15 protein-coding genes are annotated in these 16274 nt (G+C 61.7%); 4 read left to right on the top strand and 11 right to left on the bottom strand.

The window, feature by feature from the left end:
* Nucleotides 1-4: 4 nt before the first annotated feature.
* Both AB6V08_RS17500 and AB6V08_RS17495 read right to left on the bottom strand, forming a co-directional pair.
* Nucleotides 5-328 carry an AzlD domain-containing protein gene (locus AB6V08_RS17500; protein WP_368544090.1) on the bottom strand — a complete coding sequence of 108 codons (324 nt, stop codon included), beginning with the start codon at nt 326-328 and terminating at the stop codon, nt 5-7.
* On the bottom strand, nt 328-987 hold the full coding sequence (locus AB6V08_RS17495; RefSeq protein WP_368544089.1) for an AzlC family ABC transporter permease: 660 nt from the start codon (nt 985-987) through the stop codon (nt 328-330). The genes AB6V08_RS17500 and AB6V08_RS17495 overlap by 1 nt, the downstream gene beginning before the upstream one ends.
* A gap of 102 nt (nt 988-1089) precedes the next feature.
* On the opposite strand from AB6V08_RS17495, the gene AB6V08_RS17490 reads away from it, so the two are divergent.
* From AB6V08_RS17490 to AB6V08_RS17475, 4 genes are all read left to right on the top strand, one after another.
* On the top strand, nt 1090-1638 hold the full coding sequence (locus AB6V08_RS17490; RefSeq protein WP_368544088.1) for a helix-turn-helix domain-containing protein: 549 nt from the start codon (nt 1090-1092) through the stop codon (nt 1636-1638).
* A gap of 17 nt (nt 1639-1655) precedes the next feature.
* Entirely contained in the window at nt 1656-2651 is a 996-nt protein-coding gene (locus AB6V08_RS17485) for a LacI family DNA-binding transcriptional regulator (protein WP_368544087.1), read from the top strand.
* A gap of 103 nt (nt 2652-2754) precedes the next feature.
* Nucleotides 2755-4878 carry an alpha-galactosidase gene (locus AB6V08_RS17480; RefSeq protein WP_368544085.1) on the top strand — a complete coding sequence of 708 codons (2124 nt, stop codon included), beginning with the start codon at nt 2755-2757 and terminating at the stop codon, nt 4876-4878.
* A gap of 44 nt (nt 4879-4922) precedes the next feature.
* Nucleotides 4923-6200, top strand: a complete 1278-nt coding sequence (locus AB6V08_RS17475) for an MFS transporter (protein ID WP_368544084.1) — start codon at nt 4923-4925, stop codon at nt 6198-6200.
* On the opposite strand, the gene rhaM is transcribed toward AB6V08_RS17475, so the two are convergent.
* The 9 genes from rhaM to rhaB form a co-directional block, all read right to left on the bottom strand.
* Nucleotides 6188-6502, bottom strand: coding sequence for an L-rhamnose mutarotase (gene rhaM, locus AB6V08_RS17470; protein ID WP_368544083.1), 315 nt, complete (start codon nt 6500-6502; stop codon nt 6188-6190). The two genes, AB6V08_RS17475 and rhaM, sit on opposite strands and share 13 nt — an antisense overlap.
* Nucleotides 6499-7647, bottom strand: a complete 1149-nt coding sequence (fucO, locus tag AB6V08_RS17465; RefSeq protein WP_368544082.1) for a lactaldehyde reductase — start codon at nt 7645-7647, stop codon at nt 6499-6501. The genes rhaM and fucO overlap by 4 nt, the downstream gene beginning before the upstream one ends.
* Nucleotides 7648-7780: 133 nt before the next feature.
* Complete coding sequence (locus AB6V08_RS17460; RefSeq protein WP_368544081.1) at nt 7781-8785, bottom strand: ABC transporter permease; 1005 nt, start codon at nt 8783-8785, stop codon at nt 7781-7783.
* Nucleotides 8782-9786, bottom strand: a complete 1005-nt coding sequence (locus AB6V08_RS17455) for an ABC transporter permease (protein WP_368544079.1) — start codon at nt 9784-9786, stop codon at nt 8782-8784. Before AB6V08_RS17455 ends, AB6V08_RS17460 begins: the two co-directional genes overlap by 4 nt.
* Nucleotides 9786-11288, bottom strand: coding sequence for a sugar ABC transporter ATP-binding protein (locus AB6V08_RS17450; RefSeq protein ID WP_368544077.1), 1503 nt, complete (start codon nt 11286-11288; stop codon nt 9786-9788). Before AB6V08_RS17450 ends, AB6V08_RS17455 begins: the two co-directional genes overlap by 1 nt.
* A 110-nt stretch (nt 11289-11398) precedes the next feature.
* Complete coding sequence (gene rhaS / locus AB6V08_RS17445; RefSeq protein ID WP_368544076.1) at nt 11399-12385, bottom strand: rhamnose ABC transporter substrate-binding protein; 987 nt, start codon at nt 12383-12385, stop codon at nt 11399-11401.
* 80 nt (nt 12386-12465) lie between these two features.
* The gene (rhaD, locus tag AB6V08_RS17440; protein ID WP_368544075.1) at nt 12466-13296 is read right to left on the bottom strand and encodes a rhamnulose-1-phosphate aldolase; all 831 of its coding nucleotides are present in this window, start codon (nt 13294-13296) and stop codon (nt 12466-12468) included.
* 96 nt (nt 13297-13392) lie between these two features.
* A complete protein-coding gene (gene rhaA / locus AB6V08_RS17435; RefSeq protein WP_368544074.1) occupies nt 13393-14652 on the bottom strand; it encodes an L-rhamnose isomerase in 1260 nt (419 codons plus the stop codon).
* Nucleotides 14649-16118: a rhamnulokinase gene (gene rhaB, locus AB6V08_RS17430; protein ID WP_368544073.1), complete on the bottom strand. Its 1470-nt coding sequence runs from the start codon at nt 16116-16118 to the stop codon at nt 14649-14651. The genes rhaA and rhaB overlap by 4 nt, the downstream gene beginning before the upstream one ends.
* Nucleotides 16119-16274: the final 156 nt, after the last annotated feature.

Genomic DNA, 16274 nt, shown 5'->3' with positions numbered 1-16274 from the left:
TTTTTTATTGCACGCCCGCCAGACGCAGCAGGGCGGTGACCACTGCCGCCGCCACAATCACCACGATTAACGGCATCTTGCGCCAGGCGAGAAACACCGCGAACGCCACGCCCAGCACCCGCGCCATTCCCGCGAAATGTTCCCCTTCATAAAAGGTGGTCGCCAGCGCCACGGAAAACAGCAGCACCGTTGCCGCGTCGGAGAGCAGCGCCTGCGAGCGCTCGGACAGCGCCAGCCGGCTGCCGAGCTTCGCTCCGCCCAGACGCATCAGATAGGTTCCCGCCGACAAAATCGCGATCCCCAGAATAACAACCGTCATGTTTTCCATTATTTTTTCCTCGCGGCCAGACCGAGTAAAGAGAGCAGCACCGGCAGCCCCACCGGCGCAAACGGCACGGCGGCCAGCGACAGCGCGGCACCGCTGCAGGCGCGGATCAGCGTGGTGCGATTTTTAAAGGCGGGCACCACCAGCGCCAGCAGGATCGCCGGGAACACGGCGTCCAGCCCGATGGTTTCCGGGTCGGGCAGCAGCTTCCCGACCATCGCCCCCAGCAGCGTGCCCAGCGGCCAGATGAGCGCCACCCCCAAACCGCACAGCCAGTAGGCGGCTTTCCGCTGCTCGGGCGTTTTTTGCGACAGGCCGAACACCACGCTTTCGTCGTTCATGATGTGGCAGCCCAGCAGGCTCAGGCCGCGCTTGCCCACCAGTTCGCGCACCGTCACGCCAAACGGCACGTGGCGGGCGTTGACCAACAGCCCGGCCGCCGCCGCGGCCAGCGGGTTTCCGCCGCTGGCGACGATGCCGATAAACATAAATTCCGAGGCGCCCGCCAGCACGGTAATGGACAGCACAAACGGCACCCAGATCGGGAAGCCGTAGGCCATCGCCAGGGAGCCGTAGGACATCCCGACAACGCCCACCGCCAGGCAGACCAGGACGATCGCTTTTACGGTGTCGCCCTTAAGACAGGAGAGATAATGCTTCATACAATTTTAGCCATATCGAACGAGTTTCCATTATAATGAACGCATCAATGTCGTTTTTCAAGATGAACGATTCGTTCGATTTATAGAACAAGAGGCCGTTATATGACGCAGCCAATCAGCGTGATTGCCAAAAGCCTGGTGCGGGAACGCCTGCGAACCGGGCTTTCCCTGGCGGAAATTGCGCGCCGGGCGGGGATCGCCAAGTCCACGCTTTCGCAGCTGGAATCCGGCAACGGTAACCCGAGCCTGGAAACGCTCTGGTCGCTGTGCGTGGCGCTGGATATTCCTTTTGCGCGCCTGCTGGAGCCGCAGCTGCCAACCACGCAGGTGATCCGCCGTGGAGAGGGAACGAAGGTGGTGGCCGGACAGGCCAACTACGAGGCCATTTTGCTGGCGGCGTGCCCGCCGGGCGCGCGGCGCGATGTTTACCTCCTCCTCACCCAGCCGGGCGCCGACCGCATTTCCCAGCCGCATCCGCCGGGTTCGGTTGAGCATATTATTGTGACCCAGGGGCGGGCGCTGGTGGGCCTGACGGACGCGCCCGAAGAGCTAGGGCCGGGGGATTACATTTGCTATCCCGCCGATCTGCCGCACATCTTTAAGGCGCTGGAGCCGGACACGCACGCGCTGCTGGTGGCGGAACAAAACTAACAACACTACGGAAAATCATGTCGCTTAAAGCCATTGCCAAAGAACTGGGGCTGTCTGTTACCACCGTCAGCCGCGCCCTCAACGGATATGACGACGTGTCCGCCGAAACGCGCGCCCGCGTGGAAGCCGAAGCCCAGCGCCGCGGCTATCGGCCTAACACCTTTGCCCGTCGCCTCAAGATGGGCAAAATCGACGCCGTCGGGCTGGTGTTCCCGGTGCATCCCGTTCCGCTCAACAACAGCGTATTTATGGACATGGTCGGCGAAATTAGCCACGAACTGGCGCGACATGAGATCGACCTGCTGCTGATTGCCGATGACGATTTAGCGGATAAACACAGCTACATGCGCATGGTGCAAAGCCGCCGCGTGGACGCGCTGATTGTGGCGCACACTCTCGATCGCGACCCGCGCCTTGAGCAGCTTCAGGCCGCCGGTTTTCCTTTCCTGGCGCTGGGGCGCAGCCATCTGCCGCAGCCCTACGCCTGGTTTGATTTTGATAACTATGCGGGAACCTGGCAGGCCACCCGCTGGCTGATTGAAAAAGGGCATCAGCGCATCGCGCTGCTGGGGGAGAGCAACAACCAGGCCTTTATCACCCAGCGGCGTCAGGGGTATCTGGACGCGCTGCGGGAAGCGGGGCTGTCCAGCGAATGGCTGCGCGCCATGCCGCCTTCGCGCCGCGTGGGTTACGCGACCACGAAAGAGCTGCTGTCCCTTCCGCAGCCGCCGACCGCCATCATTACCGACTGCAACACCCACGGCGACGGCGCGGCAATGGCGCTGGCGCAGATGGGACGCCTGTCCGGTGAAAATGCCGTTTCGCTGGTGGTCTACGACGGTTTACCCCAGGACAGCATTGTCGATGTTGAGGTGGCGTCGGTGATCCAGTCCACCCGTCAGGGCGTGGGCAAGCAGATTGCCGATATGGTGCGCCAGCTGATTAACGGCGACGACATCGCGCAGCTTCAGGTGCTCTGGCAGCCGGAATTCTCCCCGGGCCAGACGGCCTAAAACGCCAAATTTCCAAACCCGATCACAAATCCGAAACGTTTTGGTTCTAATCCGAAACGTTTCGGATCAACACTCAGGGCATTCCGATGACAGGAGATGTCCGATGCAAGATTCCATTTTACGACTCGAAAGCCGAACGGTAGACGTGGTGATCAAAACGCACCCGTTCACCGAAATTCTCTACTGGGGGCCGCACCTTCAGCACTTTTCGCCGCAGGACGTCCTCAGCATTTCGCGCCCGGTTGCCAACGGCAGGCTGGACGTGGATTCTCCGGTCACGCTGATGGCGGAGCTGGGGCACGGTCTCTTTGGCTCGCCGGGCGTTGAGGGCCATCGTCAGGGGCTGGACGGATCGCCGGTCTTCACCACCGCGCAGGTGCAGCAGACGGGCAACGTCCTGACGCTGACGGCGGAAGATGAACGTGCCGGGCTGCGCTTAACCAGCGAGCTGGCGCTGGACGCCAGCGGCGTGCTGGCGGTGCGCCACGGGCTAACCAACCTGAAAGCCTCGCCGTGGCAGGTTGACCGTTTTGCCGTGACGCTGCCGGTAGCCGAGCGCGCCCAGGAGGTGATGGCCTTTCACGGACGCTGGATCCACGAGTTCCAGCCGCACCGCGTAAAGCTGGAGCACAATAGCTTTGTGATTGAAAACCGCCGGGGGAAAACCTCCCATGAACACTTCCCGGCGCTGATCGCCGGCACGCCGTCTTTCAACGAAATGCACGGCGACGTGTGGGGCGTACATCTTGGCTGGAGCGGCAACCACCGGCTGCGCGCGGAGGCCAAAACCGACGGCCGCCGCTACGTGCAGGCTGAAGCGCTCTACCTCCCGGGCGAAATGCCGATTGAGGAGGGCGAAACGCTCTGGACGCCGCGCCTGTATGCGAGCTACTCCGCGCAGGGGCTGAACGGCATGAGCCAGCAGTTCCACCGCTACCTGCGCGATAACCTGATCCGCTTCCCGGAAAACAAACCGCGTCCGGTGCACCTCAATACCTGGGAGGGGATCTACTTCAACCACGATCCGGACTACATCATGCGCATGGCCGACGAGGCGGCGGCGCTGGGCGTGGAGCGCTTTATCATCGACGACGGCTGGTTCAAAGGCCGCAACGACGACCGCGCCGCGCTGGGCGACTGGTATCTGGACGAGAAAAAGTACCCGAACGGGCTGACGCCGGTGATCGACCACGTCAAACGGCTGGGCATGGAGTTTGGCATCTGGGTTGAGCCGGAGATGATTAACCCGAATTCTGATTTGTATCGCGCGCACCCTGACTGGGTGCTGGCGCTGCCGGGCTACGCGCAGGCGACCGGACGCCATCAGCTGGTGCTCAACCTCAACGTCCCGGAAGCCTTTGATTACCTGGTGGAGCGCATGAGCTGGCTGCTGGGCGAGCACGCGGTCGACTACGTGAAGTGGGACATGAACCGCGAGCTGGTGCAGCCGGGCCACAACGGTAAGGCCGCCGCCGATGCGCAGACCCGCCAGTTCTATCGCCTGCTGGACGTGCTGGGCGAGCGCTTCCCGCACATTGAATTTGAATCCTGCTCCTCCGGCGGCGGACGTATTGATTACGAAGTGCTGACCCGCAGCCACCGCTTCTGGGCGTCCGACAATAACGACGCGCTGGAGCGCAACACCATCCAGCGCGGGATGAGCTACTTCTTCCCGCCGGAAGTGATGGGCGCGCATATCGGTCATCATAAATGCCACGCCACCTTCCGCCAGCACGACATTGCCTTCCGCGGCCTGACGGCGCTGTTTGGCCACATGGGGCTGGAGCTGGATCCGCTGACCGTCGACGAGCAGGAGCGCGAGGGCTATCGCCACTACGCCGCGCTGCACAAGCGGTGGCGCGAGGTGATTCACCACGGCACCCAGTGGCGCGTGGATATGCCGGATGCCGGCACGCTGGCGCAGGGTATAGTGAGCGAAGACAAGACGCAGGGGCTGTTTATCGTCAGCCAGCTCCGGATGCCCGACTACAGCCTGATGATGCCGCTGCGCATGGCGGGGCTGGAGCCCGGCGCGCGGTATCGCATCACGCTGCTCGATCACCCGAACATTCGCCTGACGGGGGAGGGCGGGCACACCATGCGTAAGTTGCCCGCATGGATGGACGCGCCGCTCGCGGCCAGCGGCGAGTGGCTGATGCAGGCGGGCATTGCGCTGCCGATTCTGGATCCGGAAACCGCCATTCTGATTGGCGTTGAACGCGTGTAAGGGTGACGGGCCGGGCAGCCGGCCCTCCGTTGAGGATAAAAATAATGAACACAACAACCTGTACCCACAAAGACAACCCTAATTTCTGGATCTTCGGGCTGTTCTTCTTTCTCTACTTCTTCATTATGGCCACCTGCTTTCCGTTCCTGCCGATCTGGCTGTCGGACATCATTGGCCTGAACAAAACCCATACCGGGATCGTGTTCTCCTGCATTTCGCTTTCGGCGATCGCCTTCCAGCCGGTGCTGGGGGTCATTTCCGACAAGCTGGGGCTCAAAAAGCACCTGCTGTGGATCATCGCGGTGCTGCTGTTTCTGTTTGCGCCGTTCTTCCTGTACGTCTTCGCGCCGCTGCTGAAAGCCAATATCTGGCTGGGCGCGCTAAGCGGCGGGATTTATATCGGCTTTGTTTTCTCGGCAGGGTCGGGGGCGATTGAGGCCTACATCGAACGCGTAAGCCGTAACAGCCTCTTCGAATACGGCAAGGCGCGCATGTTTGGCTGTCTCGGCTGGGGGCTGTGCGCCTCAACGGGCGGCATCCTGTTCGGCATCGATCCGTCGTACGTCTTCTGGATGGGCTCGGGGGCGGCGCTGCTGCTGATGCTGCTGCTGGTCGTTGCGAAGCCGAAGCCCAACCAGACGGCGCAGGTAATGAACGCCCTGGGTGCAAACCAGCCGCAGATCACTACCAAAACCGTGTTCAACCTGTTCCGCCAGCGCAGAATGTGGATGTTTATTCTCTACGTGATTGGCGTGGCCTGCGTGTACGACGTCTTCGATCAGCAGTTTGCCACCTTCTTCAAAACCTTCTTCGCGACGCCGCAGGAAGGGACGCGTGCCTTTGGTTTTGCCACCACCGCAGGGGAAATCTGTAACGCCATCATCATGTTCTGCTCGCCGTGGATCATTAACCGCATCGGCGCGAAAAACACGCTGCTGATTGCCGGGGTGATCATGGCAACGCGCATTATCGGCTCGTCGTTTGCCACGACCGCCGTGGAGGTGATTGCCCTGAAAATGCTGCACGCGCTGGAGGTGCCGTTCCTGCTGGTGGGGGCGTTCAAGTACATCACCGGGGTGTTTGATACGCGACTGTCGGCGACTATCTACCTGATCGGCTTCCAGTTTGCCAAACAGTCGGCGGCGATTTTCCTCTCCGCGTTTGCCGGGAATATGTATGACCGGATCGGCTTCCAGGAGACCTACCTGATGCTGGGCTGTTTTGTGCTGGCGATTACGGTGGTGTCGGCGTTTACGCTGAGCAGCAGGCAGGAGATTGCCGCTGCCTCGGGGGCAGCGGCGCTCACGCATCAGTCCAGGTAAAACACCTCTTTCAGCCCGGCGCTGACCGGGCTGTTGTCCGGGTTAGACGGCATCACGTCCCCCATGTGCTTCCACCAGCGCTGGCACACGTCGGTGTTCGCCACCGCGTTCCAGCGCTCCTCCGACTCAATCTCCACCGTCGCAAACAGCAGGCTGCGCTCCCGATCGAGATAAATGGCGTAGCGGTGCGCCCCGTGAGCTTTCAGCACCGCTTCCAGCTCGGGCCAGATCGGATTGTGGCGGCGCGCGTACTCGTCGTGGGCGTCCGGGTTTACCTGCATGACAAACGCTTTGCGGATCATAATGCCTCCAGATACAGCTCGCGGACTTCATCCCGGCTGGCGGTGCGCGGGTTGCACGGCGCGCACGGGTCGGCGAGGGCTTTATCCAGCCAGCCTTCGATATCGGCTTTGGTCACGCCGAGCTGGCTAAAGCCGGACGGAATGCCGACCCGGGCGCTCAGGTCGCGGATGGCCTGAATCGCGGACATGCTGGCGGCTTCGTCGCTCATGCCGCGCGTGTCGACGCCCATCGCCTGCGCGACGCGGGCGAAACGCGCCACCGCGTTCGGGCGGTTAAAGTTTTCGATGATCGGCAGCAGGATGGCGTTGCACACCCCGTGCGGCAGGTTGTGCGTCGCCCCCGGCTGGTGCGCCAGCGCGTGAACCAGCCCCAGACCGGCGCTGTTGAACGCCATACCCGCCAGATACTGACCAAACGCCATCTGCTCGCGCGCCTCAAGGTTCTGACCGTTGTCGACCGCCGCGGGCAGCCAGAGGTTGATCAGGCGAATCGCTTCCAGCGCGTTGGCGTCGGTCAGCGGATGGGCGCCGACGGAGACATAGGCCTCAATGGCGTGGGTGAGGGCGTCCATGCCGGTGGCGGCGGTCACGGACGCGGGAATGTCGAGCATTACGCTGGCATCGTCCACGGCGATATCCGGGATGATGTTCGGGTCGATGATCACCTCTTTCACCTGACGTTCCGAGTCGATAATCACCGCGTTGCTGGTCATCTCCGCCGCCGTGCCTGCGGTGGTGTTAATGGCAACCAGCGGTACGCCCGGTTTTTTCACCTTACCGACGCCGGAATAGGCGGTGGACGGGCCGGGGTTGGCGGTGAGAATTTTAATCGCTTTCGCGGTATCAATCGGGCTGCCGCCGCCGAAGGCAATCAGGTAGTCGCACTGCGCATCCTGGTACGCCGCAAAGCCGTTCTGCACCAGCGCTTCCGTTGGGTTCGGGAACACCTCGTCAAACAGCTGATACGACATCTTATGTGCGTCGAGCGCGGCAAACAGGCCGTCGAGCAGGCCCAGTTTGACCAGCTGACCGTCGGTGACAATCAGCGCTTTTCCCCACTGCTTGTTTGCCACCAGGTTGACCATATCGCCGATAGCGCCCGCGCCGTGCAGGCTGATTTTTGGCAGTGCCAACATAAAGCTCATGATAATTCTCCTTAATGATGATTTGGGTAATCCGTTTTGTCCCCTCACCCCGGCCCTCTCCCCAAAGGGGAGAGGGGGAAAGTCCGCACAGAACCGTTCCCTCTCCCCTCTGGGGAGAGGGTTAGGGGCTAATTTAAATCCGTCTTCGCTGCATCACCCGGCGCGTAATAATCGGCAGTGAAATCACCACGATCAGCATCGCGCCGATAATCACCGACATCACAATGCCGGGCACGTTGAGCAGGCTCAGGCCAAAGGTCACCAGCCCCATCAGGAAGGCGGCGATAATCACGCCCACCATGCTGCCGGACCCGCCCAGAATGTTGACCCCGCCGAGCACCGCCATCGTCACCACCGCCAGCTCCCAGCCCATCGCAATCGTCGGACGGGTGCTGCCCAGGCGCGAGGTGAGCAGCACCGACGCCAGGCCGGACATCAGCCCCACCAGCGCGAACAGCAGCAGGTTGTGGCGCTTGACGTTAATGCCGGAATACCACGCCCCGGTCGGGTTATTGCCGATGGCGTAGGTGCGGCGGCCAAAGTTGGTGCGGTGCAGCACAAAGGCAAACGCGGCGGCGAGAACGATAAACAGCGCGAACTCAAACGACAGCGCGCCCCACACGTAGCCCTGCCCGAACCAGGCGAAGCTCTCCGGATAGCTGTTCAGCGCCTTATCCCCGAGCAGGATGTAGGTGATCCCGCGATACAGGCTCATGGTGCCGATGGTGATCACAATCGACGACAGGTTAAAGCGCGTCACCAGAATGCCGTTGAACAGCCCGCACAGCAGGCCCACGCCCAGCCCCGCGCAGAGCAGCAACGGCGTATCCACGCCCGCCGCCGCGCAAAAGCCCATCACCGTTGAACTCAGCGCAATGGTAGAGGCCACGGACAGGTCAATTTCACGGGCGATAATCAGCATCGCCATCGGCAGCACGACGATCGCCTTTTCGGTGAAGTTGAACGTCGCATCCGACAGATTCCAGACGTTGAGGAAGTAGGGCGAGGCGAGGGCGTTGCCCACGAACACCAGCAGCGTCACCGCCAGCAAAAAGCTTTCCCAGCACAGCAGGCGTTGGAACATGCCCGAGCGAGCAGGGGTCGGTTTGATCTCTTCTGAAGCCATCATTTTGCTCATGATTTCACCGCCAGTTTCTGACGCGCCAGGGCCGCGTCGCGCAGGATCAGCCGCCCTTTGCGCGTGTTGCCGCGCTCGTTCAGCAGCACCGCCGTCACAATCACCGTGCCGGAGATCGCCATCTGCCAGAACGGGGACACGCCAATCACCGGCAGGGCATTGTTGATTACGCCGAGGAACAGCGCGCCGAACAGGCAGCCGAGCACGCGCCCGGTGCCGCCCATGGTGCCGATCCCGCCTATCACGCAGGCGGCTACCACCTGCAGCTCAAAGCCGTTGGCGACGTCCACGTAGGCCACCGCAAAGCGCGATATCCACAGGTAGCCGCAGAACCCGGCCAGCGTTCCGGAAAGGCAGAAGCTAACGAACTGCATCTTGCCCGCGTTGATCCCGGTGTAATACGCCGCCGTGGCGTTGCCGCCCGCGGTGTACAGCGCCCGTCCGGTGCGGCTGTAGCGCAGGAAATAGCCCACCAGCAGCAGCGCGGCGATAGCGCACCAGCTCAGCACCGGCAGGCCCAGCAGCGAGGCGCGCGGCAGGCCGAGAAAATCGGCGCCCATCTGGTTGGAGTTCACCCAGCCGCCGCCGGAGAGCAAAAAGATAATCCCGCGGTAGATGCTCATGGTGCCGAGCGTCACCACAATCGCCGGGATGCCCAGCTTCCACACCAGCAGGCCGTTGATGACGCCCATCACCAGGCCGAGCGCGGTGGCAAGAACAAGCAGCGCCCAGACCGGGACGTGCGGGTAATGAAAGTTGATCAGCGCGACAATCATCCCGGTCAGGGCGAGGTTTGCCGCCATCGACAGGTCGATGCCTTTGGTGAGCAACACCATCATCTGCCCGAGGGCGAGAATGATGAGAATCGAGGTGTCGTTAAACATCTCCACCAGGTTGCCCGGGGCAATAAACGACGGCACGCGGCTGCCGATCCCCAGCACCATCAGCACAATCACCGCACCCAGCAGGGCTTCGCGGTGTTTTAACAGAGCCTTTAGCATCACGCCGCCTCCTGTTTTGCACCGCTGGCGGCGCTGACGATGGTCTCCGCCGTGGCGTCGCCCGCCTGATATTCCGCCGCCATTAGCCCTTCGTGCATGACGATGATGCGGTCAGCCATGCCCATCACTTCCGGCAGCTCAGACGACACCATGATCACCGCCAGCCCCTGGCCGACCAGTTCAGACATAAATTGATGAACGGCGGCCTTGGAGCCGATATCGATGCCTTTTGTCGGCTCATCGAGGATGATCACGTCAGGATGGGTCGCCAGCCATTTGCCGATCACCACCTTTTGCTGGTTGCCGCCGGAGAGGGTTTCCACCGCCTGCTTCCAGCTAAAGGCTTTGACCTGGAGGCGTCTGGCGTACTCGTCGGCGAGCCGCCATTCGCGGTCGTCGTGCAGCACGCCGTTCGGGTTGAGCCTGCCAAGCTGGGGCAGGCTGATGTTCTGGGCAATGGAGAGCTCGATAATCGCCCCCTGCTTCTGCCGCTCTTCCGGCACGCAGACGATGCCCGCTTTGATGGCGTCCGCCGGCTGGCGAAAGCGCTGCGGCTGGCCGTTGAGGATGATCTCCCCGGAGGAGGGGCGCGTGACGCCGGACAGCGCCTGCATCAGCTCAGTGCGCCCGGCGCCCACCAGGCCATAGAAGCCGAGGATCTCCCCTTTGCGAAGGGTGAAGGAGATGTTCGCGAACTCGGTCGGATGGCAGAGGTTTTTCACCTCCAGCACCGTATCGCCCTTCTCGCACGCCACTTTCGGGAAGGTCTGGGTGATGGCGCGCCCGACCATCATCGACACCATCCGCTCTTCGGTGATGTCACTCATCGCGCCAGCGCCCACGAACGCGCCGTCGCGCAGGATGGTGTAATGATCCGCCAGCTCGAAAATCTCGTCGAACTTGTGGGAGATAAACAGGATGGCTTTGCCCTCCTGCTTCAAGCGCTCGACGATCTGATAAAACTCGAGGATTTCGTGCTGGGACAGCGCCGCCGTGGGTTCATCGAGGATCACCACCTGCGCCTCAAACGACAGCGCGCGGGCGATGGCGACCATATGGCGCTGGGCGATGCTCAGGGTTTTGAGGGTGGCGCGCGGGTCGATTTGCACCTCCAGACGGGTGAGGATCGCCTGCGCCCGGCGGTGCATCTCCGGCCAGTCGAGCTTTTTGAAAAAGCCTTTGTAGAGGTACTGGCCAACAAAAATATTTTCGGTGACCGAGAGCTCGTCAAAGAGCACGGTTTCCTGATGAATGGCGGTGATGCCGATTTTGTGCGCCGACTCCGGGGTCGGAAGCTGAACCGGAATGGCTTTATAGAGGATTTGGCCCTCGTCAGGCTGGTAAATGCCGGTCATCACTTTGACCAGCGTCGACTTGCCCGCGCCGTTTTCGCCGATGAGCGCCGTGACTTTGCCGGGCCACAGCGCCAGCTGCACGTTCTCAAGGGCGCGCACGCCGGGGAAGACCTTGGTGATGCCCGAAAGCTGTAGCAATGGGGTCATGATAGTTCTCCGTTTGATCCCCTCTCCCCTCGGGAGAGGGTTAGGGTGAGGGGAGATGCGGCCTGATGCCCTCACCCCGACCCTCTCCCACAGGGAGAGGGAGAAAGGGATCAGAAAATTTTCGAGAACTTATCAATATTGCTGGCATCGTAGACGAACGGTTCGGCCATCGCCCCGCTACCGTCGGCGTCCAGCTTCACTTTGCCCAGCTTGCCCATACTCGCTTCGTCTTTTGTGGCGGTGCCTTTCACCAGGTCATCCGCTAAGTAGGTCGCTGCGTAGCCCAGGTCGATCGGGTTCCAGATGGCAAAGCTCTTACTCGCGCCGGACTTCACCGCCCCCGCCATCTCAGACGGCAGGCCTAAACCGGTGACGTACACTTTGCCGATCTTGCCCTGGTCTTTCACCGCCTGCGCGGCGGCGACAATGCCCACGGACGACGGCGAGACAATCACTTTTAAATCCGGGTAGGTTTTCAGCAGGCCCACCGCTTCGCGGTAGCTCTTGTCAGAGAGATCGTCCCCGTAGGCCACGGTCACCAGATTGACCGACGGGTACTTCGGCAGCACCTTTTTCATCTCCGCAATCCAGGTGTTCTGGTTGGTGGAGGTTGGCGTGGCGCTCAGCACCGCCACGTCACCCTTCTCCACGTTCAGGGACTTCAGCGCGTCGGCGGCGAGCTTAACGTTGGTTTCGCCGATCAGGGCGTTGTTGGACGGGTTCAGGTGGATCTGACGCCCGGCTTTCGCCACGCCGGAATCCCAGGAGACCACCTTAATGCCGCGCTGCATCGCTTTTTTCAGCACCGGGACTAAGGCGTCCGGATCGTTCGCCGAGATGGCGATCGCATCCACGCCCTGGGCGATCAGCCCGTTCAGCACTTCGATCTGCGCTTCCGCCGTGGTGGTGGTCGGGCCGGTATAAATCACTTTCACATCGCCTAACTCTTTGGCCGCCTCCTGCGCGCCGACGTTCGCTGCTTCGAAGAATCCATTTCCGAGGGACTTCGCCACCAGGGCGATTTTGACTTCTGCTAAAGCGGAACCGGACAACGCCAGAGCGGCAACGGTGAGGATCAAGCTTGCTTTTATTTTCATTGCTTTTACTCCACTGACTTGAGTTAGTTGTAGGGATTGCAGGTGGTTTTCGCCCCGTCGTTTTGCGGGGCGCGATGTTTTTATGGGTACAGATCTAACGCCGACTGCATCGGGGTCACGCCAAAGCGCTGGCCGAGGGCAATCAGCTCTTCCCGGGTGATGGTCTGCTTCATGCCGCCCATGGAGTAGACCTTCACCAGCACCTCCGCTGATTTCTCTGCGGTGTCGATCAGGCCAAAGGCTTCATCCAGCGTTGGGCCGCTGCCGAACACGCCGTGGAACGGCCACAGCACCAGTGAATGTTTTTGCATATCTTTAGCGGTGGCCTGGCCGATCTCGTCGGTGCCCGGCACCATCCACGGCAGAATGCCCACGCCGTCCGGGAACACCACCAGACACTCGGTGCTGCCTTCCCACAGCTTGCGGGTGATGAAATCGGAGCTGTTTTCCAGCACGTAGGTCAGGGCGATCAGGTTGGTGGCGTGGCAGTGCATGATCACGCGGTCTTTACCCTGGGTCGCCTTGATGCGCTCGCAGTGGGAGAGGAAGTGCGCGGGCAGTTCAGAGGTTGGCACCGCGTCGTCCGTCAGCCCCCAAAGAATGTGGTAGCCCGCGCCGTCGCTGTCGACCTTCACCACGCCGAGGTTGGCCTGCGGGTCGAGCTGCACGTTGCGGAAGAACTTGCCGGAGCCGGTGACGATAAACGGCGTGTTGGCGAGCAGCGGCATCGGCTGGCTCAGGGCGATATAGCGCGGCTTCGGGTGGAAGTCGGCGGCGAACGGTTCGATATCCGCGTCGTCCAGGCGCAGCGTCAGGTTGCCGCCGTTGCGCTCGTCCCAGCCTTTCAGCCAGGCATCAGTGGTGGCTTTGATCATGCCCTGGACGAACCAGGAAGTCGTGATGGTCTGCATTCTGTGTTTCCTTTGAAAATGCCGGGTGGCGCTACGCTTACCCGGCCTACTCTTACCTGTAGGCCCGGCAAGCAACGCGCCGCCGGGCAATGTTTTTTACTGACGAGCGGCGAGAACGTCTTCCTCATACGCCCGCACGTTGTCCAGCCACTGGCTGCCCGCCGGGGCGTCGTGGCGCTGGCAATACATCTCCCACACCGCCTGCCACGGCAGGGATTTCTGCTCCTCCAGCAGGGCGAGGCGTGCGGTGTAATCGCCGTTCTCTTCCAGCTGCATCAGCGCCGCGGTGGGCTCCAGCAGGGCGCGCAGCAGGGCTTTCTTCATGTTGCGGGTGCCGATAACCCACGCCGCGATGCGGTTGATAGAGGCATCGAAGAAGTCGAGGCCAATGTGCACGCGGTCGAACAGATCGTGGCGGATGATTTCGCTGGCGATGGCCTGGGTTTCGTCATCCAGCAGCACCACGTGGTCGCTGTCCCAGCGCACCGGGCGGCTCACGTGCAGCAGCAGGCGCGGCACGTACAGCATGGCGGCGGAAATCTTGTCGGAGATCACCTCGGTTGGGTGGAAGTGACCGGCATCCAGGCACAGCGCGGTCTGGCGGCTGGTGGCGTACCCCATGTAGAACTCGTTAGAGCCCACGGTGTAACTCTCTGCGCCAATGCCGAACAGCTTGCTCTCCACGGCGTCGATGTGGTGCGCCGGGTTCAGCTTTTCGCTAATCGCCTCGTCCAGCGCGGCCAGCAGGCGCTGGCGCGGCGCAAGGCGGTCAACGGTGATGTCTTTCATCCCGTCCGGGATCCAGATGTTCATCACCGACGGCGTGCCAAGCTGCTCGCCGAAGTATGCCGACACGCGGCGGCTGGCCTTCACGTGGTCGATCCAGAACTGGCGGATCTCGTCGTTCGCGTGGGAGAGGGTAAAACCGTCCGCGCTCAGCGGGTGCGAGAAGCACGACGGGTTAAAGTCCAGACCGAGCCGGTTGGCTTTTGCCCACTCCACCCAGTTCTTAAAGTGCTCCGGCTTGATTTCGTTACGCGCCACCGGCTCGTCGGCTTCCAGATAGATGGCGTGAAGGTTCAGGCGTTTTGGCCCCGGAATCAGGCTCAGCGCCAGCTCCAGGTCGGCACGCAGCTCGGTGGCGTTACGCGCCTTGCCCGGGTAATTCCCCGTGGCCTGAATGCCGCCCGTCAGTGAACCGCCCGGGTTCTCGAAACCGGCGACGTCATCGCCCTGCCAGCAGTGCATGGAAACCGGCAGGCGGTCGAGCTGGCGCAGCGCCTCGTCGACATCCACGCCGACGGCGGCGAAACGCTGTTTAGCCAGTTCCCAGGCTTGTTCAAGTTGAGTGGTCATGCGCAAAGCTCCTTAGTCAGTCGTTTTTGCTGAAACGGCCTCCGGTAGCGGGCAATTTCATGGCAAGGATTGGGTGTGAAGGTGGTCAGGCTGTGGTTCGCCGCAACCACCGAGCGGAATTCGTCAACGTTCGACAGCTCGTCCAGAGTCATCAGCTGAATGCCGATATTGCCGAGCGTGGAGGCTTCAACGGGGCCCGCCACCACGGTAATGCCGCAGGCGTCGGCGCAAAGCTGGTTGAGAAGACGGTTCTGGCAGCCGCCGCCGACGATGTGAAGCTGGCTGAACGGCTTGCCGCGAAGGCTCGCCAGCTCGCTCAGCACGTCGGCGTAAAGCAGCGCGAGGCTGTCGAAAATACAGCGCGCCAGCTCGGCGGGGCTGGAGGGCACGGCGTACCCGGCCTCGAAGCAGGCGGCCTGGATCTCGGCGCTCATGTGCGCCGGGTTGATAAAGCGGTCGTCGTTCGGATTGATCAGGAAGGTGCAGGCGGCCAGCTTTTCGGTGTCGGCAATCAGCTGCGGCAGGTCGGTCACGTTCTGCTCTTTCAGCACCCGCTGGAGCAGCCACAGCCCCATGATGTTTTTCAGCACCCGGTAGCGGCCTTCCGCGCCGCCTTCATTGGTAATATTCGCCGCCAGCGCGGCATCGCTGGTGTAGGGGGTTTTGCTCTCAAAGCCCATCAGCGACCAGGTGCCGGAGGAGAGGTAGGCCGCGTCTTTATCCGCAAGCGGCGAGGCAATCACCGCGCTGGCGGTATCGTGGCTCGCCACCGCCACCACCGGGATGGCGTTTCCCTGCGGGCACATCCACTGACCGATCACATTACCCGGATGGGTTGGCGTACCGAACCAGCCGGGAGAGGCGCCGGTCCAGTTCATCAGGTCGCGATCCCAGCTGTCGGAGTTGATATTCACCAGCTGGGTGGTGGTGGCGTTGGTGTATTCCCAGTTCATGTTCCCGGTCAGGCGGTAGCTGAAGTAGTCCGGGATCAGCAGCGCGTGCGCCACCTTATCGACCAGCTCCGGCTGCTGTTCTACCAGCGCGCGCAGCTGATAAAGGGTATTGAAGGGCAGGAACTGAATGCCGCTGCGACCGTAAATATTCGCCATGCCGAGCTGCTCAACGGCGCGCATCATCACGCCGTCGGTACGGCTGTCGCGATAAGAGACGGGCAGGCCGACGCGCTCGCCGCGCTTATCGAGCAGGACGTAATCCACGCCCCAGGTATCGATGCCGATGCTGTCGATAAGAATGCCTGCGCTGCACACGTTGTTCAGCCCGGTGCGGATCTCCGCTTCCAGCGCGTCGATATCCCAGGTATCAAACCCGTCCTGCTTTTGCAGGGTATTCACAAAGCGGTGCATCTCGCGAAGCGAAAGCGTGCGCTGGTTTTTGTCCCAGGTAGCCAGCATTACGCGGCCGCTGGATGCGCCTAAATCGACAGCCACACAATGGCGAAAAGTCATGGTCACGTCCTTTCTTAAGTCATTGGCGATGAGTGTAAGAAAGGGAAGAAAAAGCCACCTTCTCGCCACTGACAGGCGAAATCCGCGGCTGGCAAGAAAGCAAAGATGAACGTGAGGCAGTTCACAGTTTCCAGTAATGGCGGGCTTTACAGCCAG

This window comes from Enterobacter soli (assembly GCF_964208575.1).
GTDB classification, from domain to species: Bacteria; Pseudomonadota; Gammaproteobacteria; order Enterobacterales; family Enterobacteriaceae; genus Enterobacter; species Enterobacter soli_A.
Note: the sequence above shows the minus strand (reverse complement) of the source record. Positions and strands in the feature narration are given on the sequence as shown.

Coding starts and splice junctions, on each gene's coding strand:
- AB6V08_RS17490 (WP_368544088.1), top strand. CDS start 1,090: ATGACGCAGCCAATCAGCGTGATTGCCAAAAGCCTGGTGCGGGAACGC.
- rhaD (WP_368544075.1), bottom strand. CDS start 13,296: ATGCAGACCATCACGACTTCCTGGTTCGTCCAGGGCATGATCAAAGCC.
- rhaS (WP_368544076.1), bottom strand. CDS start 12,385: ATGAAAATAAAAGCAAGCTTGATCCTCACCGTTGCCGCTCTGGCGTTG.
- rhaB (WP_368544073.1), bottom strand. CDS start 16,118: ATGACTTTTCGCCATTGTGTGGCTGTCGATTTAGGCGCATCCAGCGGC.
- AB6V08_RS17485 (WP_368544087.1), top strand. CDS start 1,656: ATGTCGCTTAAAGCCATTGCCAAAGAACTGGGGCTGTCTGTTACCACC.
- rhaM (WP_368544083.1), bottom strand. CDS start 6,502: ATGATCCGCAAAGCGTTTGTCATGCAGGTAAACCCGGACGCCCACGAC.
- AB6V08_RS17450 (WP_368544077.1), bottom strand. CDS start 11,288: ATGACCCCATTGCTACAGCTTTCGGGCATCACCAAGGTCTTCCCCGGC.
- AB6V08_RS17500 (WP_368544090.1), bottom strand. CDS start 328: ATGGAAAACATGACGGTTGTTATTCTGGGGATCGCGATTTTGTCGGCG.
- AB6V08_RS17455 (WP_368544079.1), bottom strand. CDS start 9,786: ATGCTAAAGGCTCTGTTAAAACACCGCGAAGCCCTGCTGGGTGCGGTG.
- rhaA (WP_368544074.1), bottom strand. CDS start 14,652: ATGACCACTCAACTTGAACAAGCCTGGGAACTGGCTAAACAGCGTTTC.
- AB6V08_RS17460 (WP_368544081.1), bottom strand. CDS start 8,785: ATGAGCAAAATGATGGCTTCAGAAGAGATCAAACCGACCCCTGCTCGC.
- AB6V08_RS17480 (WP_368544085.1), top strand. CDS start 2,755: ATGCAAGATTCCATTTTACGACTCGAAAGCCGAACGGTAGACGTGGTG.
- AB6V08_RS17495 (WP_368544089.1), bottom strand. CDS start 987: ATGAAGCATTATCTCTCCTGTCTTAAGGGCGACACCGTAAAAGCGATC.
- AB6V08_RS17475 (WP_368544084.1), top strand. CDS start 4,923: ATGAACACAACAACCTGTACCCACAAAGACAACCCTAATTTCTGGATC.
- fucO (WP_368544082.1), bottom strand. CDS start 7,647: ATGAGCTTTATGTTGGCACTGCCAAAAATCAGCCTGCACGGCGCGGGC.